This window comes from Bifidobacterium mongoliense DSM 21395, assembly GCF_000741285.1.
Classification (GTDB): Bacteria; Actinomycetota; Actinomycetes; order Actinomycetales; family Bifidobacteriaceae; genus Bifidobacterium; species Bifidobacterium mongoliense.
This window is the reverse complement of sequence record NZ_JGZE01000001.1, coordinates 97162-123760: the sequence shown is the minus strand read 5'-3', so window position 1 is coordinate 123760 and position 26599 is coordinate 97162. Positions and strand designations below refer to the sequence as shown.

Here is a 26599-nt window from a genome sequence, read left to right as displayed (position 1 = left end):
CGTCACGTCGCGGTGGCATGGAACGATGATGCCACGGTGACGGCGTGCGGACCGTCGGTGCCGGGCAACGGCCCGGTTGCCTACGGCCGTCCACGGCCGCGCGGCGCTGTGGGACGGTGGAACCATATGGGACGATGGAACGATGCGGGATGCACGCAACGCGAAGGAGGATGGCGATGAAGGGTTGGCCCGGAGAACCGGATATGACGTACGACGTGATGGTGGCCGAGGGGGACGCCGCGTCCGCCGAGGGCGATCCGGTGCGTGATGTGATCTTCGATTTCGGCAACGTGCTTCTGTACTGGGATCCTGCCGCCGCTCTCGTGCCCCGCTACAGCCCGGCGCACATCGAGCGCTTCCTCGACAACGACATATCGGGGTTCTACGACGCCAACGACCGTATGGACGCCGGCATGACCCGGGATGAGGGCGTCGCCTGGATGCGCCGCACCCATGGGGATGAGTGGGCCGACATGATGCGGTATTACCTCGACAACTTCGAGGATTCCCTCACCGGTCCGGTCCCGGGCGCGCGTATGCTCGTGCATGACCTGAAGGCCGCCGGTCTGGGGGTGTGGGGACTGTCGAACTGGGAGCATGACCTCTTCGCCGTCGCCCGGGAGCAATGCCCCCTCATCGGGGAGCTGGACGGGACCGTGGTGTCCGGGTTCGTGCGGCTGCGCAAGCCCGACCGCGCCATCTACGAACGCGCGCTGCATGATTTCCGCATCGCCGCGGATACCGCCGTGTTCATCGATGACAAGGCGATGAACGTCATCGGCGCGAATCGGGCGGGGATACGCGCCATACGATTCCGTGACCCGACGCGGCTGCGTGCGCGGCTCATCGACGCCGGCGTGCCGATTCCGGCGGTCCGGTGATCGGTACGCCACGCGGTGGCTCCGGCATCCGGTGGCGCCGTACGCTGGGCCCCATCGCACAGGGCAGCGGTCCCCGGTGTCCCCGTACGCAATATTCCCACAGTATTCAGCATGTTGATCGATGCCGTCTATCGGCGCATCGATCGGGAAGGATCATCATGATACGTCTCCTGTTCGCCGGAACCCCCGAGGTGGCCGTGGCGCCGCTGCGGGCCCTCGCCGATGACGATGAGCATTTCGAGGTCGTCGCCGTGCTGACCCGGCCCGATGCGCCCCGAGGTCGCGGCAGGAAGCTTGAGCCGAGTCCCGTCAAGTGTCTTGCCCTCGAACTGGGCATCCCCGTGCTGGAAGGCGACCCGAACGAGCCCGCGTTCCTCACGGAGCTCAAGGCCAGCGGCGCCCAGGCCGCGGCGGTCGTGGCCTATGGCAAGATCCTCAAGGAGCCCGTGCTCGAGGCACTGCCCATGGGCTGGTATAACCTGCATTTCTCCCTGCTGCCGCAGTGGCGCGGGGCCGCTCCCGTGCAGCGCGCCATCTGGGCGGGGGACACCCTGACCGGGGCCACCGTCTTCCGTATCACGAAGGGCATGGATTCCGGTCCGATCCTCGCGCAATCGACCTTGGAGATCGGCCCCCATGACACTTCCGGTGTGGTGCTGGATCGTCTGTCCCAGGACGGATCGCATCTGCTCGCTTCGACGCTGCAGGCGATGGCCGAGGATCAGATCCGGCCGGTCGACCAGCCGCAGGGCGCATACGAGGTCGCCAGGAAGATCGGCGTCGAGGACGCCCACATCCGATTCGATGTGCCGGCCTTCGCCGCGGACCGTCAGATCCGGGCCTGCACGCCCGAGCCGGGCGCGTGGTGCGTGCTCGACACGACGGATGCCGCCACGGCGCTGGATGCGACGCCTGCATCGCCTTCGGGCGAGACCCTGCACGTGTTGGAGGCCAGGCCGGCCGATGCCACACGGCCCGAGACGCCGACGCATCTCGAACCCGGGCGGCTGTCGATCGGCAAACGGCATGTGTGGGTCGGGACCGCGTCCGAACCCTTGGAACTCATCACCGTCAAGGCGCAGGGCAAGCGTGCCATGGCGGCCGCGGACTGGGCGCGTGGAGCCCGGTTGCCAGACACGGCGACCTGCCGATAGATCGCCGCCGACCTCAGGACAGCAGCGTCATCACCTGCATGAGGTCGGGTGTCGTGATGGAGTGGTCCGCGTGCTCGCGGACCACCGGTTTCGCGCAGAACGCGATGCCCAGCGCAGCCTGACGGATCATGGGGATGTCGTTCGCGCCGTCGCCCACCGCCACGCTCTGCCCCGGTTCCAGGCCGTCCTCGCGCATCCAGCGTTCGAGCGCCTCCCGTTTGGTCTCCTTGGTGACGATGTCGCCCAGCACCCCGCCGGTGAGCGCGCCATGGGAGACCTCCAGTCGGTTGGCGATCCAGTGGTCCAGGCCCAGGTGGTCGGCCAGGCGGTCGACGATCTCATGGAAACCGCCTGACACCACGCCGACCTTCCACCCGTGGGCATGCAGCGTCGCGATCAGGTCAAGCGCCCCCGGGGTGACATGCACCCGTGCGAATACGTCGTCGAACACCGAGACCGGCAGCCCTCGCAGCAAGCGCACCCGGGCTCGCAGGGACTGGGAGAAATCCAGTTCCCCGCGCATGGCGCGGGCCGTGATGGCGGCGATGCGCTCACCTGCGCCGGCCGCATCGCCCAACAGATCGATGACCTCCTCGCGGATCAGGGTCGCATCGACGTCCATGACCAGGAGACCCGGTTTGCCGAGACCCGGTTTGCCGAGACCCGGTTTGCCGAGATCGGGTTTTGTGTGATCGGGTTCGGCCGAATCCGATGTGACGGGAGACGGCCCGGCGGGATGCGTGGTTCCCCCTGCCGCCTCCAACTCGGGGTCGTTCTTGTCAAGAGCTTGCGCAGTTCGTGAAGACATGCTCTCGATTCTCCGTAGCCATTGCGACAATGGCCCACATGCAGATTCTCACCATCGCCGCCGAGGCGGTCCCGGCGTGCACCACCGCCCAACCCGGCATCATCGGAACCATCACCAACTGGCTGGTGATGCTCATGGACCGTATCGGCGGCGTAGGCGTCGCGCTCGCCATCGCCATGGAGTCGGTGTTCCCGCCGATCCCCAGCGAGGTGATCCTGCCGCTCGCCGGATTCTCCTCGGCGCGCGGCACGATGCCGTTGGCCGTGGCGATCGTGAGCGCCACCATCGGGTCGCTGGCCGGCGCGTGGGTCCTGTACGGTCTCTCACGGTGGATAGGGCTGGAGCGCATCCAGCGCGCCGCTGATGTGATACCGGGGGTGTCGCGCAAGGACATCGACTCCGCGGATCGATGGTTCGCCAAGTACGGCGCCTGGTCGGTCCTGTTCGGGCGTCTCGTACCGGTCGTGCGCTCCCTCATCTCGATACCCGCCGGATTCAACCGGATGAACCCCTGGGTTTTCAGCGGGTGGACGGTGCTGGGTTCGGCGATCTGGAACAGCGTGCTGGTCGGTGCCGGCTACCTGCTGGGTGACCGTTGGTGCTCGATGCTGGGCGTGCTCGGCGCGGTCGAGGACGTCGTGATCGGGGTCTTCATTCTGGTACTGCTCTTCCTTCTGGTGCGTTGGGTGCGTAATCTGATGGTGAGGACGGGAGATCGACGGTGAACGACGGCAAGAGCATGGCACGGCATATCGAAGATGACAATCGCGGCGGCGACGTCTGGCTTGATGCTCACGGACACGCGGATGACGGCCTGCGCGACCTTATGGCCCGCAACGATCGGCTGGCGGACAAGAACCACGCGCTCGCCGAGGCGCTGACCCGCGCCGGAGCGGAGCTCAACAAGGCCAAAGCGCAACTGGGGCAGATGGCCCAGCCCCCCATGACCTTCGGCACCATGGTCAGGGTCGCCGGCTCGATGACGGATGCGATGGGCGTGCGTCAAGCCAGCGCCGAGATCGTCACGGGCATGCGCCGGATGGTGGTTCCGGTGGCCGCCAACGTGAATATCGCGAGACTGGCCTGCGGGGCGACCGTCATGCTCAACGAGAGCATGGTGCTCGTCGAACAACGTGGCGTCGACGACTCGGGGGCGATCCGCCAGATCCGTCAGGTGCTCGGCGATGGCCGACTCGTGGTGTCCGACGCCTCCGGCAACGCGATGCTGGTGCGCCGTGCCGCAGGACTCGAATCGGTGACGCTGTCGCCGCTCGACCGCATCATCGTCGATGCCTCATCGCGCATCGCCCTTGAGGTGCTGCCCAGCGAGGACGTGGCCGATCTGGTCCTCGAGGAGACCCCGGACGTCACCTTCGACGACATCGGGGGACTGCAGCAGCAGATTGGCAGGATACGGGACGCGGTGCAACTGCCGTTCGTCCACCGTCGGCTCTTCGAACGCTATGGGTTGAAGGCCCCCAAAGGCGTGCTGCTGTACGGTCCCCCCGGCAACGGCAAGACGCTCATCGCCAAGGCCGTGGCCCACGCCCTCGCCCAGGGCAACGCCGCCGGATCCGGTGTCTTCCTCTCGGTCAAGGGTCCCGAACTGCTCAACAAGTTCGTCGGCGAATCCGAACGGCTCATCCGCATGATCTTCCGGCGTGCGCGCGAGCGGGCGGCATCCGGACGCCCCGTCATCGTGTTCATCGACGAGATGGATTCGCTGTTGCGCACCAGGGGCAGCGGTGTGTCCAGCGACGTGGAGACGACCATCGTGCCGCAGTTCCTCACCGAGCTCGACGGCGTGGAGTCGTTGGACAATGTGATGGTGATCGGGGCCTCGAACCGCATCGACATGATCGATCCGGCGATTCTGCGCCCCGGCAGGCTCGACGTCAAGATCCGCGTGGATCGGCCCGATCACGAGCAGGCCGTCCAGATTCTGCGCCACTATCTCACCGACGACCTGCCCCGCGATCCGGGCGTGGACGTCGGGACGCTGGTCGAGGCCCTCGGCGAGGACATCTACCGTCACGACGAGACGCGGCACATCGCCGATCTGGGCGACGATCGCGGAGGGTGGACGAGGCTGTACCTGTCCGACATCGTGTCAGGCGCCATGTTGAAGAACGTCGTCGATCGGGCCAAGACCAAGGCGGTGAAGGCCTCCATCGAGTCCGGACGGGACATGGCGCTCGCCGCACCCATGCTTGCCGAGGCGGTCGAGGACGAATACCGGGAGAGCGCCGCCGCCATACGCGACGTCGATCCCGTGCAGTGGTCACGCGTCAATAATCTGGCCGGAGGTCACGCCGTGGCCCTACGGCCCGCGGGGGAGGAGCGGCGGTGAGCGTGCGTCGCGTGATGGGTACCGAGACCGAATACGCGGTCTCCTGCCCCGCTGATCCCCATGCCAATGCGGTCCGGCTGTCCTCGGCGGTCGTCTCAGGAGCCGCCGATCCGCGGACGAGCCATATCCGCTGGGACTATCGGCAGGAGGACCCGGTCAACGATGCCCGCGGGCATCGCCTGCCGCGCTCGCAGGTGCGCCCCGACATGCTCACCGATGCCCCGCAGCTGCAGATCACCAACGTGATGGCACCCAATGGGGGCCGCATCTACGTCGATCACGCCCATCCCGAATACAGCGCTCCCGAAACCCTCGATCCCTTCGAAGCGGTGCGCTACGACCGGGCCGGCGACGTGCTCATGTTGCATGCGGCGAACGCGGCCTCGCGTCGAGCGGGCACGCGCATCGCCCTGCACCGCAACAACGCCGACGGCAAGGGGGCGAGTTGGGGCACCCATGAGAACTACATGATGCGGCGTTCCGTGCCGTTCGACCTGGTCGCGTCCCTGCTCACCGCCCATTTCATCTCACGGCAGATCTACGTGGGCTCGGGGCGTGTGGGCCTGGGTGAATCGAGCGAAACGCCGGGCTTCCAGCTCAGCCAACGCGCCGACTTCATCCACGTGCCGATCGGCCTGCAGACGACTTTCGACCGACCGATCATCAATACCCGTGACGAGCCGCATAGCGGACCGGCGTTCCGGCGCGTCCACGGCATCGTCGGCGACGCCAATCGCATGGACGTGCCGCAGGCGCTCAAGCTGGGGACGACCAGCATGGTGCTGTGGCTGCTCGAGTCCGGGCAGGAGCATGGCATCGACCTGGCGGGGCTGTTCGGACGGCTGATGCTGGAGGATCCGGTCGCGTCGATGCATGTCGTGTCCCACGACCTGGGACTCGGCAGCGAACTGCGGCTCGAGGGCGGCGGGACCACCGCCGCATGGCTCATGCAGGTCGAGCTGATGAAGGCCGTGCAGACGATGGGCGCGCGCATATACGACACCGACTCGCGCGGCGAGCCGCAATGGCCCGACGACGCCACGCGCAGGGTGATGGCGATGTGGCGTGGTGCGCTCAAGGACGTGGCCACGATCCGGCATGCCGACGACGAGACGAGGCTGCACCTGACCGACGAGGCCTCCCGGGTCGAATGGCTCCTCAAATGGCAGCTCATGGAGCGGCTGCGGCGCCGCCTCGGCACGTCATGGGGCGACATGCGCCTTGCGGCCTGCGATCTGCGATGGGCGGCGCTCGATCCACAGGAGTCGATCTTCCCCACGGTCCAGGGCCGTACCCAGCGGCTGTGCGATGATGCCCGGCTTCGTGAGGCTTGCTCGCAGGCGCCCGAGGGGACGCGTGCCTGGTGCCGCGCCGAACTGCTGCACCGCGTTCCCGAACGGTTGGTGGCCATGTCGTGGTCGCATGTGACTCTGCGGGACGAGACCGCCGACCGGGGTATGGTCACCGTGGACATGTCGGATCCGCTCGGATACACGCGCGTCCTCTGCACCGAGGATGATATTCGCGATGGAAGCGGCGCCCGTGACGGATGCGACGCCCCCGCACGGGATGATCGCGATGCGCGCGGCGACGACGTGATGCCGCTGGTGCGCGACATCGTCCGGCGGCGGTAATGCGACACAGGTAGGATAATGCGTGATAACCCGCGGCCGAGGTAACCTCGCGGAGCCGCGGTCTGGAATGATGATGATGCATGGGAACGGAGTGGGTATGAACCTCAGGGAGTTGGCGTTGAAGGCTACGGCCGTGGCGGAGGATGCGGGCAGGCATGCCTTGCAGGACCAGCTCAACCCCCACGACCTCGACGTCTCACGCGTGCCGGACAGGAAGACGGGATTCTCGTCCGACACCGACGCCACGCTGGTGCGCTTCGTGGAGAACCGACTGACCTATATCGACGGGTTCCAAGGGTTCTGGGAATCCAGACCCGAGACGAGTGAGCCGGGGGACCGGTACTGGTGCGTGGGCAAGGTCGACGGCGCGATCAACTTCGTGCGCAACATGTCGGAGTGGGCCGTGACGATCTCCCTGTTCGAGTTCAACGAGGAGGGGCACGCCGAACCGGTTGTCGGCGTCGTGCACGCGCCGGCGCTGGGTCTGACCTACGCCGCGGCGAAAGGGCAGGGCGCCATCCGCATCAGGCACACCGCCGTGGGGGCGCAGCGCGAAAAGATCATGCCCTCGACCGTGGCCGAACTCGAGGGTTCCGTCGTCTGCTACGGCATGTCGTATTTCCCGGAGGAATCGAAGCGGGCGCTGCATGTGGTGGCCCAGATCGCCGGGAAGCCTTCGGACATCAAGCGCATCGGACCGTCGTCCCTTGATTTGTGCAAGGTCGCCGACGGTACGTACGACGCCTATTTCGAGCCGCATCTGCACAAGTGGGATGTGCCCGCCATGTCCGCGGGGGCCGTGGTCGTCTGGGAATCGCAGGGCACGCTGTGCCAATGGAACAACGATCCGATCCACTGGCGTCAGGAGAACGACATCGTCGCCTCGAACGGTCTGATCGGCGATGAACTGCAACGGTATCTGCATTAGATCCGCGATGGAAACGCGTCGGCGTGGGGTCCGTGCCCATGCCATCTAGGGAATCGAGGTTGGCGTATGCCACAGCAACTCAGCAGAGGCGAAAGCTCCCGGTCCGATCGGCAGCACGAGCAGGAGCAGGACGCTCAGGAGCGACGCGTCGTCACCGAGACGCAGGATGACGCTTTGGATTCGGTTCTCGACGACATCGAAGCCACGTTGGAGACCAATGCGGAGGAATACGTCAGGAGCTTCGTGCAACAGGGCGGGGAATGATGCCGCAACTGCGTGAACGCGCCGAAGGCCCCGCCCGCCCCCGCTCCGTGCATGCGGACGACTTCGCGCGCATCTTCGGCATCGAGACCGAATACGGGGTCAGCGCGACCGGTGCCGGCGTGGAGTGCCCATCGCAGGAGGTCGCCTCGGCGATGTTCCGCCCCGTGGTGTCACGGTCCCGTTCGTCGAACGCCTATCTGGCCAACGGCGCTCGCCTGTATCTTGATGTGGGGTCGCATCCGGAGTACGCCACGGCCGAGGCACGCGACCCGCGCACGGCCATGATCCAGGATGCGGCGGGCGAGGCCCTCATGCGCAGTCTGGCGATGCAGGCGCAGGAGGCATTGCGCACACGTCATGGCGCCGGACTGCAGGTGCATCTGTACAAGAACAACGTCGACTCGGCCGGGCACGCCTTCGGATGCCACGAGAACTATCTGGTGCGCCGGCAGGTGTCGCTCGATGCGGTGGAGCGGCAGCTGCTGCCTTTCCTCATCACCAGACAGCTGATATCGGGTGCCGGCAGGGTCGATCCCCGGGGGTTTCAGCTGTCCCAGCGCGCCGCCTTTCTCGAGGAGGGGGTCTCCTCGTCGACCACGCGCGACCGGCCCATGGTCAACACCCGTGACGAGCCTCACGCCGACCCTGACCAGTTCCGGCGGCTCCACGTCATCATCGGGGACTCCAACCGCATCCAATACGCCACGATGACGAAGCTGGCCCTGACCCATCTGGTGCTGTGCGTCATCGAATACGGCGTGCGCACGGGGACTCCGACCGGTTTCGAAGCGTGCGCGCTGTGCGATCCCAGTGCGGGGAATCGTGCGGTGAGCGCCGATACCGGGTGCGCCGATGCGCGACTGGAGCTTGAGGATTCGATGGGATTCAGGGAGTGCGAACAGCGGTTCCTTGACGATGACGGCGACGATGACGACACCCAAGCACCTGCGTCGCGGCACGCTGACGACAACGGGCCTACCGCCGTGAGGATGCAGGAGCATTACTGGCGGGTGGTGCGCCGGTTCGTGCGCGAGCACGGTGAGGAGATCGACCGTGACACCCCCGGCTTCGATGCCCGGGAGACCTGCCGTGCCTGGCGTGGATTACTCGATGATGTCATCGCGGGCGACATCGACGCCTTGGCCGACCGGGTCGATTGGGCGGCGAAGCGCCGGTTGCTCACGCGGATGGAGTGTCGTCTGCCGCAGGGTGGGGGACGTGCTGCCCTGCAGCGTCTCGATATGGACTATCACGATCTGGCGAACGGTTCGGTCTTCGCCTCGTTGCAACGCCACGGGCTTGTGGGTGAACTGGCCACGCGGCAGGAGGTGCTTGCGGCGTTGCACGAACCGCCACATGATACCCGTGCGTGGTTGCGCGGGGCGTTCGTCGCGCGTGCGTTGGACGCGTCGCTGCCTTTCTCGTGCGATTGGACCCATATGGCTCTCGGGGCCCATGGACAGGCGGGGGACATGCGCGCGCAGGCCACCCTGCTCGACCCCTTCGACACCACGGGCGATGCGGAGTACCGCGCGCTCATGGAGCAGCTGGATCACTAAGCCGTCGATCCTTGGGACGTCGGCCCATGAGGCGCCGGCCCATAGGATGGCGGTCGCTGAGTGATGCGTCGTTGTCGTATGAGCCACAGTGTGTGAGCTACCGAATGATGATGCACCGAATCATGGTGCGCAGGGTGTGATGGACGAATAGTGAATATGACGAAGCCCGGGACCTTGCGGTCTCGGGCTTCGCGGTTCGTGGTGTCTGAATGACGCCTACTCGGTGATGCTTACTTCGCCACGGCTTTCTTGAGCAGGGATCCCGCGGAGATGCGCACGCCGTAGGACGCCGGAATCTTGATGGTCTCTCCCGTACGCGGGTTGCGGCCGGTGCGGGCGGCACGCTTGACGCGCTCGGCGGAGAACAGGCCAGTGAGCTTCAGGCCTTCGCCGGACTGCATGGCCTCGACAAAAACGTCCTGGAACGCGTTGACGGCTGCTTCGGCCTGTGCCTTGGTCAGATTGGACTTCTGGGCGATCTTCGAGACGAGATCAGACTTGTTGTATGCCATAAAGCATCCTTCTTGATTCGGGGGCCTCCCACTTCGCAAAGGCCACGTTCATCACACGATACTAGCGCATATTGGCGCATGATGCCGCATGATTCATAGGTTTTCAGCATATCCTTCGTGCAATTCGCCACACGGGCGAGCGCTGCGCAGGCGATGCACGGTCAGACGAGGTTGTGCCGGTCGAGCCATTTCATCGACAGCGCCCCGATGGGGATGCGTATCCAGTAGAAGCACACGCGGTACAGCAGCGTCGCCGAGAGGGCCACGGCGGCGGGAACGCCGACCGAAGTGAACGAGAAGGTCAGCGCCGCCTCGACCGCGCCGATGCCGCCTGGAGTGGGCACCGCCGACCCCAGGGTGTTGGCGAGCAGGAAGATGAACAACGTCTCGACGGGGTTGGTGTGGTAACCGAAGGCGAGCAGCGCGGCCCAGAAGCCCATGCCGGTCGAGATGTTCAGTACCAGCGCACCCAGGATGCCGCCGGTCATCTTGGCGGGTTGGGACATGATCTCGAGCAGCTGCCGCGCATACGCCTTGACAATGGGCCAGTATCGGTCCACGACCAGTCGCCGTATCGGCGGTATGACCATGGCGGCGGAGATGGCGAGCGCCACCACGCCGATCGAGACGATTAGGGTGTTCGCGGGAATCATGCCGGACAGGGTGTTGCGCCCGGTGAACACGCCGATGACGAGCAGCAGGAAGACGGTGGTGATGGCTTGGATGAGCCATGCGGCGGTCATGATGGCCGTGGCGGCCGTGCCGTGATAGCCGTTCTTGCGCAGGAACTGGAGGTTGACGAAGGCCGGGCCGACCCCTGCGGGCATGGAGACCGCGGTCAACCCCGAGGCGGCCTGGGAGTTGAACAGGGCGAAGTACCGGCGTTTGGAGCGCTCCATGAAGGCGCCCAGCGTCGTGGCCGCACCCACCCAGGCCAGCAGGCTGAAGAGGAAGCACATGGCCGCGGTCCACAAGGTGGCATGGCGTACGGCGTCGATGATGTCGTCCGGGCGCAGCTGGATGACGATGACGATGAGCGCGACGACGGTCAGCACCAACGCGACGAAGGATCGCAGATTGAACCGCGAGAGCACCACCGGTTCCATATCCTCTTCGGCATCCTCGGGTGCCAGCGCCTTGAGCGCGCCGCGCAACGATCCCAGCGTGTCCTTGTCCCATCCCGGCAGGGCCCGGGTGGCCGCCGGGACCGCGACCTTCTGCACGAAGGGCGCCAGGGCGATGAGCTGAGCATCACCCCAGGCGCGGCGTGCGGCGGCGATCGTGCGCGCGACGCCGCACGCCGCGGTGAGCAGAGCCAGAAGCTGGACCTTGTCCAGCGCGGCGTTGGCGGAGCCGCTCGCGCAATCGCCGTTATGCCATCCGATGATCGCCATGGTGCCGTCGCCCATCCTGCCGATGGTGTCCGGGGTGATGCGTCGATGCGTGTAGCCGCGCCGATTCGCCGTCTCGAGGAAAGTCAGGAGTCCGGCGATGTCATCGTCCGACAGTTCCTCCGGAGCGCAGGGTGTGGCCTCATCCTCGTGCGTGAAGACGAGGAGTGAGGATTCCTCGCTGTCGGCGACGCCGTAGGCTTCCAGCGTCGCCAGTCCGATGTGGCGCAGGCCCAGCAGCATGGCCAGATGGTGGTGGTTGGCGGCGGCGGCCGATCGATCACGGCGCATGGAGACGCCCGACAATCTGATCCACTGCCAAAGCTGGTTGATGTATCCGGCCGTATGCGTCTGGTTGTCGAGCACCGAGATCGTGTAGCGTCGTCCGGTGCTGTCCGCGCCGTCGTACAGACGTGAATTCTCGATGAGGTCGTCATCGAAGGAGGTCTGCAGGATCCCCGTTTCACTTGAGGTTGCAGGCCGACGGACGAGCGTCGTGAGATCGAGTCCGATGCCATGCAGGCACTGCACGATGTCGCGGCCCCAAGTGCCCTTGTTCTGCGTGCCTACGGTGAACCGCAGCAGCATGCCGACCACGCGGCCCACGGCGAAGGATGCAAGGACTCCGGCGATGGAATGCCAGGAGACGATGATCAGCACGACCGCGACCGTATACAGGGTGTTCCAGCCCCATTTGACCGGGGTGCGGCTGCGCCGCGGACCGGCGAGCGTCAGGAATGCGCCGACCCCCGCATAGATATCCGGCAGGAGTCCGGAGTCGGGGCTGACGCCGACGGAGTCAAGGGCGGCGATGAAGTCGAGACCGGCGATGTGGGTCAGCCCCAGGGACAGGGCCCTGATGGCGAGGTATCCGCCGAACAGCGCGATGACGGATATGCCCGATTGCAGCCACTCCCTGCCGATGAGCATGTGGATCAGCACGCTGAGCACGATGACGACGGTGGCGAGTTGCTGCAGCACGGAGGCGGGCAGGTCCATGAGCCAATCGAGCGCGTGGACCGCCGTGTGGGCGTCGTATTCGACGCCGCTGGTCACCCCTCGCAGATACAGGGATATGAGCAGTGCCCCCACGGTGAGCAGCGCCGCGATGGCCGCGTGCATCAGGTCGCCCAGATCCCTGGTCCGCAACGGGGCCGTATCGTCGATATGGACGGGTTCGTCGTCATGGTCGTTCGGGGACGTAGCGTCCTTCGCGGCCGTCTTCATCGCATCACGCATCGCAACGTTCACCGGTCCGTTCACCGGGTCGTGTAATTCACCAACTGCGCGGCGAGGCCGACATACGAGTCGGGGGTGAGTTCCTTGAGTCGCCGCGCGGTCTGCTCATCGAAGGGCAGGGAGTCGATGAAGCGCTCCACGTCGCGCTGGCTGATCGCATGGCCACGCATGAGGGCCTTGACCTGCTCGTACGGGTGGTCCATGCCGGGCCTGCCCGCCAGTTCCTCGGCGCGCATGGCCGTCTGGATCGGCTCGCCGAGCACCTCCCAGTTGCCGTCGAGCTCGGCGGCTATGGCATGGGTGTTGGGGTGGACGGCCTGCAGTCCACCGAGAAGATTGTTCAGCGCCAGCAGGGAGTATCCAAGCGCCGAACCGATGTTGCGCTGCGTCGTGGAATCCGTGAGGTCGCGCTGCCAGCGGCTTTCGACGAGCGTGGTGGCGAGTGTGTCGAGTAGGGAGCAGGACAGCTCGAGGTTGGCCTCGGCGTTCTCGAAGCGGATCGGGTTGACCTTGTGGGGCATCGTGGAGGATCCGGTGGCGCCCTTGACGGGTTCCTGGGCGAATACGCCCCGGGAGATGTACATCCAGATGTCCACCGCGAGATTGTGCAGGATGCGGTTGGTGTGCGAGATCGCGCCGTACAGCTCAGCCTGCCAGTCGTGGCTTTCGATCTGGGTGGTCAGCGGGTTCCACGTCAGTCCCATGCGGCCTTCGACGAACTCCCGGGAGATCGCTATCCAATCGGCCTGAGGCCGTGCCGCGACATGGGCCCCGAAAGTACCGGTGGCGCCGTTGATCTTGCCCAGGTACTCCTGTGCCCGGATATGGATCATTTGACGGCCGAGGCGATGCACGTAGACGGCCAGTTCCTTGCCCAGTGTGGTGGGCGTGGCGGGCTGGCCGTGCGTCATGGAGAGCATGGGCAGCGTCCGGTGCTCCTGCGCCTTCGCGGCGAGCAGGTCGACGATGGCTTGGGCCGCCGGCAGCCAGACATGCTCGACGGCGCCCTTCACGCACCGGGCGATCGAGAGGTTGTTGATGTCCTCCGAGGTGCAGGCGAAATGCACCAGGGTCTTGAGCCGGGGCAGCTGCGTGTCCGGTCCCAGCGTCTCGACCGCGCGCTCGAGCTGGTCGTCGATGTAGTATTCCACCGCCTTGACGTCGTGATGCGTGATCTTCTCGTAAGTGGCATGGGCCGCGATGCCCTCCTTGCCGAACGCTTCGGGGATGTCTCTGAGGTAACGCCGCTCTTCGTCGCTCAGCGGTTCGACCCCGTCGAGCACCGACTGGTCGCCGTTGGCGGCGTAGCCGTTCGCCAGCAGGATCATCCATTCCACTTCGACACGGATGCGCTCGCGATTGAGGGCCGGTTCGCTCAGGTATTCGACCAACGGGGAGGTCTGGGTCTGGTAGCGCCCGTCGAGCGGGCTCAGGGCAATGGCGGGTGAAATGTCAGTCAGCTGCATGGGGCCTAGATTACCGTCAGCCGTGAACCTGCATGTGCGTCGTGGTCGCGCCTCACCGGACGTTCCTCGAAGGCGTCCCATCCGGACGGGTGCCGCATGTAAGCCGGCCGGTGGCGTCGTCGCCTGTCGCCGCCGGCGAAGGTGCGCGATTCAGCGCCCTTGGGAATCGTGCGACATGCGGCCCTGCCAATAGCTCGTTTCCTCAAGTTCGCCGGCGATCAGATCTTGGAAATGGCGTTCGTGGCGCCGCACGCCCGGTGAACCCAGTTCCTTCGCGTGGCGGTACGCGGCCTGATGGAAGGGCAGCCCATGGCTCATCTCGCGTTGCTCGCCCACGCCGCGGACCCTGCTGGCGCTGAAGGGTGGCGATGATCCGGCGTCGGCCCGCCGCACCGTACCGTGCACCGTCAGCCAGGAGGGGGAGCTGGGATTGTCCGCGCCGTCCAGCGCCGCGACGAGTTCGTCTTCGATCTCGATACTCGTCACCCATGTTCGGGAGGGTATCGGGTGGCCGGCTATCGGCGCACCGGCGGTCACCACATGCTTGATGGCATAGCGCTTGCCCTCGTCGGCGGCGATGGCTGCGGCCACGATGCCTCCCTGGGAATGCCCGACGAGCGCGACTTCGTCCCGTGGCCCGATCCCGGCCCCCGCCATGGCCTGTTTCACCAGCCGGACGCTGTCGGCGTGCCGTCTCCTCACCGGATCGGCGCTCATCGCCTCCACGTTCTGCATCCAGCCGAAGGGGGAGTCGGGTTGTCCGTCGGTCCCCGGAATCACGACGAGCCAGGAATGCGAGCCGTCGGGTCGTCGGTAGCGCTGCACGGCGATGGTGGCGTAGTCCAAGCCGCTGCGTGAGGGTACCGTGACGCCGGCGCCGTCGTAGGTCCGTTCGGAGTCCAGGGTACGCAGATTCTCGAGCGCCTGGGGCAGGGAACGGCTCGCGGTGAGCACGGGTGTCTTCGGATGGACCCGGGTGACCCGTAGGGTATCGCCCTGACGGTTGTCCGCCATGCGCCGTGCGATGCCGGCGATGCGTTCCGCGCCGGCGTTGACTTGTCCGTGCCGGGCCGTGAACAGGTTCAGCGGGGCGGCGCCGACACCCAGGCCCCGCATGAATCCGTGGTGGGCCCAGGATGTCGAGTCGAGCGCCGCGAGGCCGCGGGGCGTGTCGTCTCCCCGGCCGGGGCCGAATGCGCCAGCCAGAGCCGAGGCCCCCACGCCCAGCCCGGTGTGCACGGGAAGGAAAGTCGTCGCGCCCTGCACGATCGAGTCCATGAAACCGCGTGATTCCGCCTCCGCGTCCGCATACAGCGCATGGGCCCGGATGAGCAGATCCGACAGATGTCGGGTCCGTTCGGCGATGCTGCGGCACCATGCCGCGCAGCGATCCGCTTCGGCATGCAGGTTCGCGAAGGACATGGCGGTATGGCCGGGACCTGGCGACAGGCCTGCCGCGCGATGGACCAGACAGGGGATCGCGGCGGTTTTCGTCCGGATCTCGAGTCCCGTCGCGGTCCATGACACGGCGAGGCCATCGAGGGTCGAGGCCTCGTCGGTGAGCGCCCTGGCGACCCGGGCGTACTCCTCGAGCGTTGCCGCGGTCGTGACGGTACCGCCTCGGATATGCGAGGACACTTCCCATGCCATGGCCGTCACCCGCCTGCGATCAGTCGTCGCACGACGGCGACACGGTCATCCAAGATGGTTTCGTGGCGCGACAGTTCATCGATGCGGTCGCGGAAATAGGAGGCCGCCGGTCCCGTCCAATCCAGTTGGTCGGAGGCGCGGCCGGCCGTGCGCAGTCCGTCGGTGGCGCGGGTCGTGGCGCTGGCGAGTCGGATCAGGGTCGGCTGGAGGTCGGCTTCGGCGCGCATGCAGGGACATGTCGAAGCCTGTGCGGACAACGCCGGCGCGGCCGCCTGGGAGAACGGGGTTGGCCCGGAGGGCAGTGGTGGCGCCCCGCCGCCGAAAGGGGACGGGGCAGTGGGGGATGGCGAAGGGGTGGATGGCGCAGTGGTGCGTGGCGCAATCGGTGACGGCGTGCTGCGTGACGGTGTGCTGCGTGATGAAGTGGTCATGCCTCCATTGCATCCCATCCGATCCGGTCGGCCGTGGTCGTCGGGGTCGTTGTGGTCGAACGCGGCCAGAAGTGGAGGATTGGCGTGTCGGGGCGGGGGAGTGCCGGCTTTACCAGGGTTTGACGGTGGAGTCCTGCGTGGGGGTCTTGCCGTCGTCCACGTGTCCTGACGTGGAACGTTCGTTCGAGGTGAGGAGTTTATCGAGTTTGTCTCGCTGCTCGGCGTTCATGCCGTTGTCGTTCCGTGGCGACGACGAGGCGGACGGGGATGACGTGGAGGCATCGCCCTGCCCTTGTTTCGCGGTGTTCTGACGTCGCAGCGTCTCGGCCGTCCGCTGGGTGAGGGCTCGGGAAGTGGAGGCGTTCGCCTCGAGGGATTCGCGCACCGAAGGCAGGAGGGCGGCACGCAATGATGAGGCTTCGGCGAATTGGGCGTCGGTCTGCTGCTGCCGGGTGTGCAGGGCGTCGAGATCGACGCCGGTGGATGTGGAATCCTTGATGGCCGCATCGAGGGCGCGCGTCGCCTGGTTGTATATCGATATGGCATGCAGATTCACCGCCGACCATCCCGCCCCCGCGAGCAGCACGGCCGCCAATGCGATCATCACGATGCGCAGGACGGTGGCTTTCCCGTGGCGTTGAGGGGTATGTGTTGTCGCGTTGTTCATATCATCCTCCGTGACATGGCCAGCCATGCGCCGGCCTCCCAAGCGAGCAGCAGGGTGGTGCCGATGGCCAGCGGCCAGATCACCGGCGATACCCGTTCGCGCTGCTTGGGCGTCTGGCTCAGGCGCCACCGTGTGGAGCGTTTGGCCGAAGTGGCGTTCGTGATGGTGTGCGAGGCGTCCATGATGACCGACGTGCCGTTCATCTCATCCGCGATGGCATGCAGATTGTCGGGGTTCATCATGGAGATGCCGGGCTTGCCGGTGCTCGGGTCGTTGACCCAGGGGCCCGCGTCGTCGGACTTGGCCGAGGGGGTTCCGCCCGACGGGTTGTCGGTGGCGACGGGGATTTTGCCGCCCTGCTTCGAACCGACGCCGATGGTGAATGCGTCATCGAGGTACTGGCGCAGCGATGAGAACGTGCGTCGTGCTCCGGAGGCCGTCTGCTCGCCGTCGGTGATCATATAGAGCACGATGGCGTCATCGGGTCGGTTCTCGCGCATGGCCTTGAGCTGGACCAGGAGCTGGTCGAGCGGCGCGTCGAGCTTGGACCCCGCCGAGACGGATGTCGGTTCGACCGTCAGGGTATCCGCCCAGCTGCGTATGGCCAGCGTGTCCGGTGTGAGGGGCACGTCGAGCGTGCCGGCGGCGCCGAAGCGCAGCGCGGCGAAACTCGAATTCGGGTACATGCCGGTGAGGCCCTCGACGGCCTTGCGGGCCGCGGCGATCCGGGGCATGGTCTCCTGGGATCCGTATCGGGCGTCGTCCACGCCCATGGAACCCGTCACGTCAACGGCGACCACCACGTCGGTGGTGTTCACCGCGCGGGAGGTCGTGGTCGTGACGATACTGGGGGTCAGGGCCATCGCGGCGATGAGGAGCGGCAGCAACGTCCTGCGGATGCAGGCGGTCAGGGTCTCATCGCTCGATTCTCGCCGTCGCACGTATACGACGACTCCGGCAATGGCGAATCCAGCCATCGCCACGGCGATGACCAGACCCACGGGCCAGCCCATCATGGGGCGTATCGTGACGCCGTTCATCGTCTCAACCTCCAAGTCATGACCCGCCATACCGCGGCCAGGGTCGCCAGGGCCAACATCCACCAGAACGGCGCGTCGATGACGGCGGTCTGGTGCCGCCTGCGGTTCTGCGCGTCCCGCCGTCGCTCGATGTCCCGCACCAGGGCGTCGACGGAATCCGACGATGTCCTCGTATGGAACACGCCACCGTGGGATTCGATCGCCGTGCGCATCTGCGTCGTGGTGTCGTCCCCTTCGCTTTGCCGGGGGCCGGAGAAGAGTCCGTCGACCGTGATCTTCGCGCCGCGTGTCAGATCGAGCGCCTGTTGCAGGGTGTAGGTCGGATTTCCGGACACGACGTTATCCGTCGCCAACACGATGGAACTGGCGCGGCGCTGTCCGTCGCTGGCCATCTGCTCGTCGCCGTAGGCGAACCCGGGCAGCATCGCCGCGCAACTGACGAGGCCATCGCCGATCAGGGATGTGGCGTCCTTGCGGTTCTGCGTGCCGTCGAGCCAGTCCGAGATCTTCTGATAATCCCGGTCGCTCATTTTGTCGATGTCATCCTGGGACTGGACCTTGCGCAGTATGGACGCCGCGGATTTGAGCTGGGTGAGCACCAGCGGGTAATCGTCGGTCAGGGGGAAGACCGTGCGCGAGGTGGAGTTGAAGATGCTCAGGGCGATGCGCTCGCCCTGGAACCGCGACACGAGATCGATGTACGTCTCGATGACCTGCCGGTCGTAGGGCAGCGTGGATCCCGATACGTCGAGACAAAGCACGATGTCGCGGCTGTTGGCCCGTTCCTCGCCGGTGTCCACGGCCGACGGCCGCGATACGAGCGCGATGGATACCGCCAGAGAGCACGCGAGCAGAACGGCGGCGATGCGTTTCATCCGACGCCACCGCACCATGAGTCGCGAGGCCTCGTCGGTGCGCAGATCCTGCGCGAGGCTGAAGACCGGATCGGTGTTGTGCTCCCGTCGTCCCATCAGCACGACAAGCAGCACCACCAGTGCGATGCATGCCACGAGGGCGATGAGGGCGGCCCAGGGCCATTGCCATGTCATACCCGTCATCGGCGCCACCGCTGCACGAGGCGCAGCACCCATTCCCCGGCCTGGTCCACGCTGGCCTCACGGGCGGCCGCATCGGCTTGGGTGTCCGCGAATTCGGGCGGGTACAGTGCCGCAATCGTCTGCCGGAACAGATCGAGGCCATGGCGATTGCCCGGATTGCGGGGTGCATTGCCGATGTCGGCGAGCGTATGCGAGGTCATGGGTGTGCCCGAGACGTGGCTGGCGTAGTCGCGTGCGACCTTCGCCAAGGCGGTGAACGCCGCATCGCGGTCCAACGATCCGTCGTGGTATCGGCGAAGGATGTCGTCGACCCGTGCGCGCCACGGCCCTTGCGCGCGTGATCCGCTATGCGCCCCTGCCGGTTGCGCCGGGTGGGGGCGTCGACCGATGCGCGACGCCAGGATGGCCGTCGTCACGCAGACGATCGCGAGGGCCAGACAGCACAGCAGTGCCACAAGCAAGGTCGTGGAGCCGCCGATGAGGGCGCGTGTCCGCAGTGGGCTGTCAGCGTTCGTGATGTCAGCGCTCGTGATGCGTATGTTCGTAAGGATTGTGTTCGTGCTTATGGTGTTCATGATGGTGGTGGTCATCGGGCCTCGCCTCCCCAAGCGGACACGGGGGTGCGTGCATCCAGGTGCGCCTGACCGGAACTCGCGGCGACCAGACGCACGAACCGGGTGAACATCGCCTCGCTGGAGGCGGAACGGATGAGACGGGAACCGGAGGTGTGCAATTCGCGCTGGAGCGCAGCGGCGGTGAACTCGCGATGGGTCGAAACCTCTCGCGCGGCCTGCTCCGTCTTGAGGAAGGCCGGCACGCGCCGGCCCGACACCCCGTCGGCGGCGTGGTTGGCGTTGCCCGGGACGAAGGGGTTGAGCGTGGCCACGTCGACGATCACCAGTGGATGGGTCTGCGCGATGGTCCGGATCGTATGCAGATGACGCTCCGTAAGGGCATGCTCGTCGGTGGCCAGGATGATCAGGGCGTGGCGTTCACCGATGCGTCTGGCGTATTCCAGCAACGCGTCGATATTGCGTGGGGTGTCCCAGCCATGGCGCAGTGCGGTGTCCAGGGTCCGTTCGAAGTGTGCAAGCCCGCCGTGGAAGGGGATGCGCACGATGGATGCCGCGTTGCCGAACACGAGCGAGACATCATCGCTGCGCCGCAGGCTCAGGGCGGCGAACATGCACAGGGCGTTGGCGGCCACCTCGTATGCCGCCTCGCCGGAAGGGCAGACGCCGCGCATCTCACGGCCCACATCGAGCAGCATCCAGACGCGCGAGGTGACGAGACGCTGGCGCTGCACGACCATGGTCCTGCCCGTTCTGGCGCTGCTCTTCCAATCGATCAGTCGAGCCTCGTCGCCGGCCTCGTAGGCGCGGACGTCCATGGCGTCGTCGCTGCCGAACCGGCGCGTCGACGCGTGTTCGCCCTCGAGAGCGCCCAAAGCTCGACGTACGGTCGGCAGCGAAATGCTGGTGCCGAGCGCCTCGATCCTGCGGCGAATCCGGTCGCTGGGAAGCATGTCGTCGATCATGGAACGGGGACCGCTTCGACGATGGAATCCACGACCTGGTCGGTGCTCACCCCGTCGGCCAACGCCTCGAAGGTGAGGATGATGCGGTGACGCAGCACTTCGTGGGCGAAGTCCTTGATGTCCTCGGGAATCACGTAGTCACGGCCGGCCAGCAGTGCCCGTGCCTGCCCGGTGCGCAGCAGGCCTATCGAGGCTCGAGGGCTGGCTCCCAAGCGTACGAGCGAGGACAGCCCCTGCACCGGATGCGTGCCGGCGCCGCGGGACGTGGCGGCGAGGTCGACGGCATAGCGCATCACGGCGTCGGAGGCGTGCACGCGGCGGGAGGCGGCCCGAAGGAACTGCACGTCCTGCAAGGAGATGGCGTCGTGGGATGGCGTGGAGGTGTCGAGCGTGTCCGAACCGCGTCGGCTGAGCATGTCCAGCATCCGGCGTTCCTCGTCCGCCGACGGATAGGTCATGACCGCCTTGATCATGAAACGGTCCATCTGGGCTTCGGGCAGGTTGAAGGTGCCCTCCTCCTCGATGGGGTTTTCCGTGGCGATGACCATGAATGGCTGCGGCAGGGCGATGCGCTCGCCGCCGATGGTCGTGGCGCCCTCGGCCATGGCCTCGAGCATGGCGGACTGGGTCTTGGCGTTGGAACGGTTGATCTCGTCGAGCAGCACGAAGTTGGCGTGGATCGGACCGATCTGCGTCGAGAACCGCTGCGTCGAGAAGTCGAAGACCTGCGTGCCGACCAGGTCGGAAGGCATGAGGTCGGGGGTGCACTGCACACGTTTGAATGTGCCGGACACCGATGTCGCCAGCGTCTGGGCCGCCGTCGTCTTGGCGAGGCCCGGCACCGATTCGATGAGGATGTGGCCGCCGGCCACGAGAGCGACGATGAGCGCCTCGCGCAGGGTGGTCTGGCCGACGAGGGTGTCGGCGAACCGCGCACGGATCCGGTCGGTCAGCGTCCGTGCCCGGGCCAGGTCATCCTTGGAGGGTCCTGCCGGTGTCGCGGACGCCATGGTGGGCGTGGTCGCCCGGGTCTGTGCGGGGGTGGTGGGTTGTTGCGGGAATAAGGTCATGATCTTCACTCTATCGGGCATGGGGTATGGGACGGTATGTTCGTCCACTGGATTGTAGCGTTCACGCTTGTGTGTCCGCTGTGAGTTTTTCCGTGGGCAGCCTCCAATCGACGGGATCGGCATGCATGGCGACGAGGGCTTGGTTGGCGCGGGAGAAGGGGCGGGAGCCGAAGAACCCGCGGGATGCGGAGAGCGGACTCGGATGCGGCGAGGCGATGATCGTGGCGTTGCCGAGCAGCGGTGAGAGACTCTGCGCGTTGCGTCCCCATAGGATCGCGACGAGCGGCATGGGAGAACCATGTTCGTCGGTCCGGGCGTTGAGGGCGCGTATCGCGGCCTCGGTGACGGCTTCCCAACCCTTGCCCTGATGGCTGTTCGGTCTGCCGACCTGGACGGTCAGGCAGCGGTTGAGCAGCATGACCCCCTGTCGCGTCCACGGGGTCAGGTCGCCGTTGATGGGCGTGGGCACGCCGAGATCGTCGACCAGCTCCTTATAGATGTTGATCAGGCTTTTAGGCAGCGGCCGCACGTCGGGCGCGACGCAGAAACTCAGTCCGACCGGATGTCCCGGGGTGGGATAGGGGTCCTGTCCCACGATGAGAACCTTGATCTGGTCGAACGGGATGGTGAACGCCCGCAGTATGGCGTGACTGGCCGGCAGATAGCGTCTGCCGTGCTCGAGTTCACCCCTGAGGAAATCGCCCATGCGGTGGATATTCGGCTCGACGTCGGCCAAGGCCCGCGCCCAACCGGGGTCCACCAGTTCATCAAGTGGCTTGATATGGCTTGTGCTCATGGCTCACCACTGTAGGGACACCACTGTAGGAAGCCTGAAGAGACGGTGATTACCACGGCTGCCGCGCGTGGACCTTGGTGGTCGGTACACTGTGATGTGGGAATAATACGAAGGGACGGCCATGGCTCGCAACAATCAGGACACCTATGCGTCATATCAGCGTGATGAATTCGATAATCCGCCGCAGGGTCCGGTGGGGGCGCATCGGGGCAAGACATCGCTTGCCAGCCGCATCATGCCGTATTTCATCGTTGTGATCGTGGCGGCGCTGGTGGGCGCCCTGGCTTGGGGCGTGTACTCGGGCGAGGCTTCCCATATTCGCATGCCCTGGTCCACCTCCGCGTCGTCGTCCGCACCCAAGGCCAAGAGCGCCGCGCCGTCGGCCAAGGACAAGACTGACACGGATAAGACCGATACTCCGAGCACTTCCGCGTCCCCGTCTCAGAAGGACTCCGAGAGTCCCGAGGCTTCGTCGTCCCCTTCCAGCTCCGCTCCGCAGCAGACGGTGAACAAGAACACGGCGATCGTGGTGACGAACGCCACGTCGATATCGGGCCACGCGGCCCAGCGGGCCTCCGCGCTTACGCAGAACGGGTATACGAGCGTGTCTTCGCGTAATGCCTCGGGGCAGGTTCCGAGCGCCACCGTCGTGATGTACCAGAATGAGGTCGACAAGGCCACGGCCCAGGATGTGGCCAACACGCTGGGCATTTCGCTCGTCGAGCAGGTGCCGACGATCGCGGGCCCGGTGGTGGTCGTGCTGCTTGACTGAGCGCATTTGTCGCGTGGAGCCGTGACCAGGGCCCGTATTGACGTTTGCATGGCGAACGGAATACGGGCCCTCGGCGTTTCGGTCATCGCCGGACGATACACTGGTGCACAGCCACGAGGTGGAGGGTTCGGAATCGACCGAGTTTTCTGTATGTGTTCGCGGCGATTCAAACGAGAGATGATAATTATGGCACAAGGCACCGTAAAGTTCTTCAATGCAGGCAAGGGTTATGGATTCATCAGCCCTGATGATGGAAGCGAAGACGTGTTCGTGCACTATTCTGCAATCCAGGGCAATGGCTTCAAGAAGCTTGATGACGGCGACAAGGTCGAATTCAAGGCGGAGCAGGGCCCCAAGGGTCTGCAGGCCACCGAAGTAACCAAGATCTGATTACTGCTTCAGCAGTACATACGAAACCCCAACCACTCCAGTGGTTGGGGTTTCTTCGTATGTTGCGGTCTGTTGGGGTGCTGGGTCGGTTTCGGGTGCGTGGCGTGCTGGTTATAGGCACAGAAGTGTGTGGGAAATCGTGTTCTAGCCTTTGTGGGAGTAGGCGTTGCTTCTGTTTTATATTTTTTGGGGGTTATAACGGCACGGCATGAAAGTGTGTGTGAAACATGCCGTGAGTCGTTCTCCCGGCTGGGGTTTGGGCTGGTTTATAACCCTGCTTGACTTCGAAGGCATGAAAGCCACCATGTGCCGGCATTGCGGCACCATCATGCACCGCAACGGGACCACCAGCGCGGGAACGGCCAGGTGGCGTTGCCCGAACCGTGCGTGCGGCCGTTCCCGTGTTATACATCCTGACCTTGTGATGCGTGACTTCGACCTGTTCCTTCCCTACCTGTTCGGAGCGTGGGACGTTGCGTCTCATGTCCGTCATATCCGTCAGGCAAGTCGGGGGATAGCGAAATGGAGCCGCGGAATATGGCCCCTCGGATTTCGTATCACCCGACTTGCCTATGCGAATCGTCGACTTGTGTCGGGCTATCGTCGACTTGCGTCAGTGAATCTCCGACTTGTGCCAGTCAACCGTCGACCTTGGTACGTAGATCGTCGACTTTGGCATGGCAATCGTCGACCCTTGTCACTCAATCTCCGACTTGTGTCGCTCAACCGTCGACTTGTGGCGGGTAAGCGTTGACTTGTGTCGGTGAATCACCGACTCTCGTTAATCAACCATCGACCTTGGGCGCTCAATCGTCGATCCTTGTCGCTCGATCGTCGACTTGTGTCGGGCAAACGTCAACCCTTGTCGATCAACCGTCCAACCGTCGACCTTCGTACGTGCATCGTCGACTTGCGCCAGCTCGTCGTCGAACTCGGGCGGTCAAACAACGAACGCCGGTATGCAGACAAGAACACGTGCCCCGTCCGCCGGTGATGTGGCCGGGGTCAAATGCGGTTGGGCACTTATTGTTCGCGCTCCCGGAATTACGCCCGCAACGACTTCACGCCCAAACCTGATTCTCTATTCACCCGTTCCTTTCTCTTCCCGATGCACTCCCGGATGCACTTGCTGACCGATGATTCCTTGACCGTCGCCACACTGGCATCCGTATTCTTGCCATGAGCGCAATAGCGGTGCCTCGTGTTGGCACTCGGTCGGTGAGAGTGCTAATCTCCCAATTAGCACTCGGAGCCTGAGAGTGATAACCGGCAGCTGACGGCCGGTCATCCGAATCGGGTTCGGGGTGGGTATATCCATGGAGCCACATGTGGAGGAACAATGGCAAAAATCATTGCATATGACGAGGAAGCTCGCCAGGGAATGCTCGCGGGCCTCGACAAGCTCGCCAACACCGTCAAGGTCACGCTTGGTCCGAAGGGCCGCAATGTCGTGCTCGATAAGAGCTACGGCGCCCCGACCATCACCAACGACGGCGTGTCCATCGCCAAGGAGATCGAGCTCGAAGATCCCTATGAGCGCATCGGCGCGGAATTGGTGAAGGAAGTCGCGAAGAAGACCGACGACGTGGCCGGTGATGGCACCACCACGGCGACCGTGCTCGCACAGGCTTTGGTCCATGAGGGACTGAAGAACGTCGTGGCCGGATCCAACCCGATCGCACTGCGTCGCGGTGTCGAGAAGGCGTCCGACGCCATCGTCAAGGAGCTCGTCGCCTCGGCCAAGGACGTGGAAACCAAGGAGCAGATCGCGGCTACGGCCACGATTTCCGCCGCTGATCCCGAGGTCGGCGACAAGATCGCCGAAGCACTCGACAAGGTCGGTCAGGACGGCGTTGTGACGGTTGAGGACAACAACCGGTTCGGCCTCGATCTGGAGTTTACCGAGGGCATGCGCTTCGACAAGGGCTACATCGCCCCGTATTTCGTGACCAACAACGAGGACCAGACCGCCGTGCTCGACGATCCCTACGTGCTGCTCACGTCGGGTAAGCTCTCCAGCCAGCAGGATGTCGTACACATCGCCGAACTGGTGATGAAGTCCGGCAAGCCGCTGCTGATCATCGCCGAGGATGTCGACGGTGAGGCGCTGCCGACCCTGATTCTGAACAAGATTCGCGGCACGTTCAACTCTTGCGCCGTCAAGGCCCCTGGCTTCGGCGATCGCCGCAAGGCCATGCTGCAGGATATGGCGACCCTCACGGGCGCTCAGGTTGTGTCCGAGGATCTCGGCCTCAAGCTCGAGAGCATCGATATGTCGGTGCTGGGCACCGCCAAGAAGGTCATCGTCTCCAAGGACGAAACCACCATCGTGTCCGGTGGTGGCTCCAAGGATGAGGTGGCCGCGCGCGTCTCGCAGATTCGCGCCGAGATCGAGAACACCGATTCCGACTATGACCGTGAGAAGCTGCAGGAGCGTCTGGCAAAGCTCGCCGGTGGTGTGGCCGTCATCAAGGTTGGTGCCGCTACCGAGGTCGAGGCCAAGGAACGCAAGCATCGCATCGAGGACGCCGTGCGTAACGCCAAGGCGGCCATCGAAGAGGGTCTGTTGCCCGGTGGTGGCGTGGCTTTGGTCCAGGCCGCCAAGAAGGCCGAGAAGTCGGCTGATCTGGCCTCGCTGAGCAACGAAGAGGCCACGGGTGCCGCGATCGTCTTCCGCGCCGTTGAGGCGCCGATCAAGCAGATCGCCGAGAACTCCGGTGTGTCGGGCGATGTCGTGCTGAACAAGGTGCGCGAGCTGCCCGAGGGCGAGGGCTTCAACGCGGCGACCAACGGTTACGAGGATCTGCTGGCCGCAGGCGTTGCGGACCCGGTGAAGGTCACGCGTTCCGCCTTGCAGAACGCCGCTTCGATCGCGGGACTGTTCCTGACGACCGAAGCCGTCGTCGCCAACAAGCCTGAACCGGCCGCTCCGGCCGCTCCGGCCGGTGGCGCTGACATGGGCTACTGATCTAGCCGCACGTGCGAAAGCGCTGCGTGCAGGC

The 26599-nt window shown here is 65.3% G+C and carries 25 protein-coding genes; 12 read left to right on the top strand and 13 right to left on the bottom strand.

Going from position 1 to position 26599, the window contains the following annotated elements; translation table 11 throughout:
• Positions 1-176 precede the first annotated feature (176 nt).
• Positions 177-881, top strand: coding sequence for an HAD family hydrolase (locus BMON_RS00480; RefSeq protein ID WP_033511950.1), 705 nt, complete (start codon positions 177-179; stop codon positions 879-881).
• 158 nt (positions 882-1039) lie between these two features.
• Positions 1040-2035, top strand: coding sequence for a methionyl-tRNA formyltransferase (gene fmt / locus BMON_RS00475; RefSeq protein WP_033511953.1), 996 nt, complete (start codon positions 1040-1042; stop codon positions 2033-2035).
• 13 nt (positions 2036-2048) lie between these two features.
• Here the strand turns inward: fmt and serB are convergent, their stop codons facing one another.
• Positions 2049-2657: a phosphoserine phosphatase SerB gene (gene serB, locus BMON_RS00470; RefSeq protein WP_033512179.1), complete on the bottom strand. Its 609-nt coding sequence runs from the start codon at positions 2655-2657 to the stop codon at positions 2049-2051.
• 224 nt (positions 2658-2881) lie between these two features.
• On the opposite strand from serB, the gene BMON_RS00465 reads away from it, so the two are divergent.
• The 6 genes from BMON_RS00465 to BMON_RS00440 all read left to right on the top strand — a co-directional run bounded on the left by BMON_RS00465 (position 2882) and on the right by BMON_RS00440 (position 9578).
• The gene (locus BMON_RS00465; protein ID WP_123644842.1) at positions 2882-3568 is read left to right on the top strand and encodes a DedA family protein; all 687 of its coding nucleotides are present in this window, start codon (positions 2882-2884) and stop codon (positions 3566-3568) included.
• A 101-nt stretch (positions 3569-3669) separates the two neighbouring features.
• A complete protein-coding gene (arc, locus tag BMON_RS00460; RefSeq protein WP_237745277.1) occupies positions 3670-5193 on the top strand; it encodes a proteasome ATPase in 1524 nt (507 codons plus the stop codon).
• On the top strand, positions 5190-6827 hold the full coding sequence (gene dop / locus BMON_RS00455) for a depupylase/deamidase Dop (RefSeq protein WP_081882718.1): 1638 nt from the start codon (positions 5190-5192) through the stop codon (positions 6825-6827). Before arc ends, dop begins: the two co-directional genes overlap by 4 nt.
• Positions 6828-6924: 97 nt before the next feature.
• Positions 6925-7755, top strand: a complete 831-nt coding sequence (locus BMON_RS00450) for an inositol monophosphatase family protein (protein WP_033511957.1) — start codon at positions 6925-6927, stop codon at positions 7753-7755.
• A 66-nt stretch (positions 7756-7821) separates the two neighbouring features.
• A complete protein-coding gene (locus BMON_RS00445; protein WP_033511959.1) occupies positions 7822-8019 on the top strand; it encodes a ubiquitin-like protein Pup in 198 nt (65 codons plus the stop codon).
• Positions 8019-9578, top strand: coding sequence for a proteasome accessory factor PafA2 family protein (locus BMON_RS00440; protein WP_033512184.1), 1560 nt, complete (start codon positions 8019-8021; stop codon positions 9576-9578). Before BMON_RS00445 ends, BMON_RS00440 begins: the two co-directional genes overlap by 1 nt.
• Positions 9579-9808: 230 nt before the next feature.
• Here the strand turns inward: BMON_RS00440 and BMON_RS00435 are convergent, their stop codons facing one another.
• The 12 genes from BMON_RS00435 to BMON_RS00380 all read right to left on the bottom strand — a co-directional run bounded on the left by BMON_RS00435 (position 9809) and on the right by BMON_RS00380 (position 22435).
• The gene (locus BMON_RS00435; RefSeq protein WP_033511961.1) at positions 9809-10090 is read right to left on the bottom strand and encodes an HU family DNA-binding protein; all 282 of its coding nucleotides are present in this window, start codon (positions 10088-10090) and stop codon (positions 9809-9811) included.
• A gap of 161 nt (positions 10091-10251) precedes the next feature.
• The gene (locus BMON_RS00430) at positions 10252-12732 is read right to left on the bottom strand and encodes a lysylphosphatidylglycerol synthase transmembrane domain-containing protein (RefSeq protein WP_337588743.1); all 2481 of its coding nucleotides are present in this window, start codon (positions 12730-12732) and stop codon (positions 10252-10254) included.
• An 8-nt stretch (positions 12733-12740) separates the two neighbouring features.
• Entirely contained in the window at positions 12741-14186 is a 1446-nt protein-coding gene (purB, locus tag BMON_RS00425; protein WP_033511962.1) for an adenylosuccinate lyase, read from the bottom strand.
• Between the two features lie 150 nt (positions 14187-14336).
• The gene (locus BMON_RS00420; protein WP_033512187.1) at positions 14337-15836 is read right to left on the bottom strand and encodes a PGAP1-like alpha/beta domain-containing protein; all 1500 of its coding nucleotides are present in this window, start codon (positions 15834-15836) and stop codon (positions 14337-14339) included.
• Positions 15837-15841: 5 nt separating this feature from the next.
• Positions 15842-16267 carry a hypothetical protein gene (locus BMON_RS09770; RefSeq protein ID WP_123644838.1) on the bottom strand — a complete coding sequence of 142 codons (426 nt, stop codon included), beginning with the start codon at positions 16265-16267 and terminating at the stop codon, positions 15842-15844.
• A gap of 109 nt (positions 16268-16376) precedes the next feature.
• Positions 16377-16934 carry a DUF6466 family protein gene (locus BMON_RS00410; protein ID WP_051917681.1) on the bottom strand — a complete coding sequence of 186 codons (558 nt, stop codon included), beginning with the start codon at positions 16932-16934 and terminating at the stop codon, positions 16377-16379.
• Positions 16931-17974 (bottom strand): vWA domain-containing protein, encoded by a 1044-nt coding sequence (locus BMON_RS00405; protein WP_033511964.1) that lies wholly within the window; start codon positions 17972-17974, stop codon positions 16931-16933. Before BMON_RS00405 ends, BMON_RS00410 begins: the two co-directional genes overlap by 4 nt.
• A complete protein-coding gene (locus tag BMON_RS00400; RefSeq protein ID WP_033511966.1) occupies positions 17971-19023 on the bottom strand; it encodes a VWA domain-containing protein in 1053 nt (350 codons plus the stop codon). The genes BMON_RS00405 and BMON_RS00400 overlap by 4 nt, the downstream gene beginning before the upstream one ends.
• A 5-nt stretch (positions 19024-19028) precedes the next feature.
• Positions 19029-19622, bottom strand: coding sequence for a hypothetical protein (locus tag BMON_RS00395; protein WP_051917679.1), 594 nt, complete (start codon positions 19620-19622; stop codon positions 19029-19031).
• Positions 19619-20569: a DUF58 domain-containing protein gene (locus BMON_RS00390; RefSeq protein ID WP_033511967.1), complete on the bottom strand. Its 951-nt coding sequence runs from the start codon at positions 20567-20569 to the stop codon at positions 19619-19621. Before BMON_RS00390 ends, BMON_RS00395 begins: the two co-directional genes overlap by 4 nt.
• Positions 20566-21639 (bottom strand): AAA family ATPase, encoded by a 1074-nt coding sequence (locus BMON_RS00385; RefSeq protein WP_033512193.1) that lies wholly within the window; start codon positions 21637-21639, stop codon positions 20566-20568. The genes BMON_RS00390 and BMON_RS00385 overlap by 4 nt, the downstream gene beginning before the upstream one ends.
• A gap of 61 nt (positions 21640-21700) precedes the next feature.
• Positions 21701-22435, bottom strand: coding sequence for a uracil-DNA glycosylase (locus BMON_RS00380; RefSeq protein ID WP_033511969.1), 735 nt, complete (start codon positions 22433-22435; stop codon positions 21701-21703).
• Positions 22436-22556: 121 nt separating this feature from the next.
• Between BMON_RS00380 and BMON_RS00375 the strand changes: the two genes are divergently transcribed.
• From BMON_RS00375 to groL, 4 genes are all read left to right on the top strand, one after another.
• A complete protein-coding gene (locus tag BMON_RS00375; protein ID WP_033511971.1) occupies positions 22557-23207 on the top strand; it encodes a LytR C-terminal domain-containing protein in 651 nt (216 codons plus the stop codon).
• A gap of 186 nt (positions 23208-23393) precedes the next feature.
• On the top strand, positions 23394-23597 hold the full coding sequence (locus tag BMON_RS00370; RefSeq protein ID WP_033511973.1) for a cold-shock protein: 204 nt from the start codon (positions 23394-23396) through the stop codon (positions 23595-23597).
• Positions 23598-23805: 208 nt separating this feature from the next.
• Entirely contained in the window at positions 23806-24351 is a 546-nt protein-coding gene (locus BMON_RS10610; RefSeq protein WP_420307211.1) for an IS1/IS1595 family N-terminal zinc-binding domain-containing protein, read from the top strand.
• A 585-nt stretch (positions 24352-24936) separates the two neighbouring features.
• Positions 24937-26565, top strand: coding sequence for a chaperonin GroEL (gene groL / locus BMON_RS00365; RefSeq protein ID WP_033511975.1), 1629 nt, complete (start codon positions 24937-24939; stop codon positions 26563-26565).
• The last annotated feature ends 34 nt before the right edge of the window (positions 26566-26599 follow it).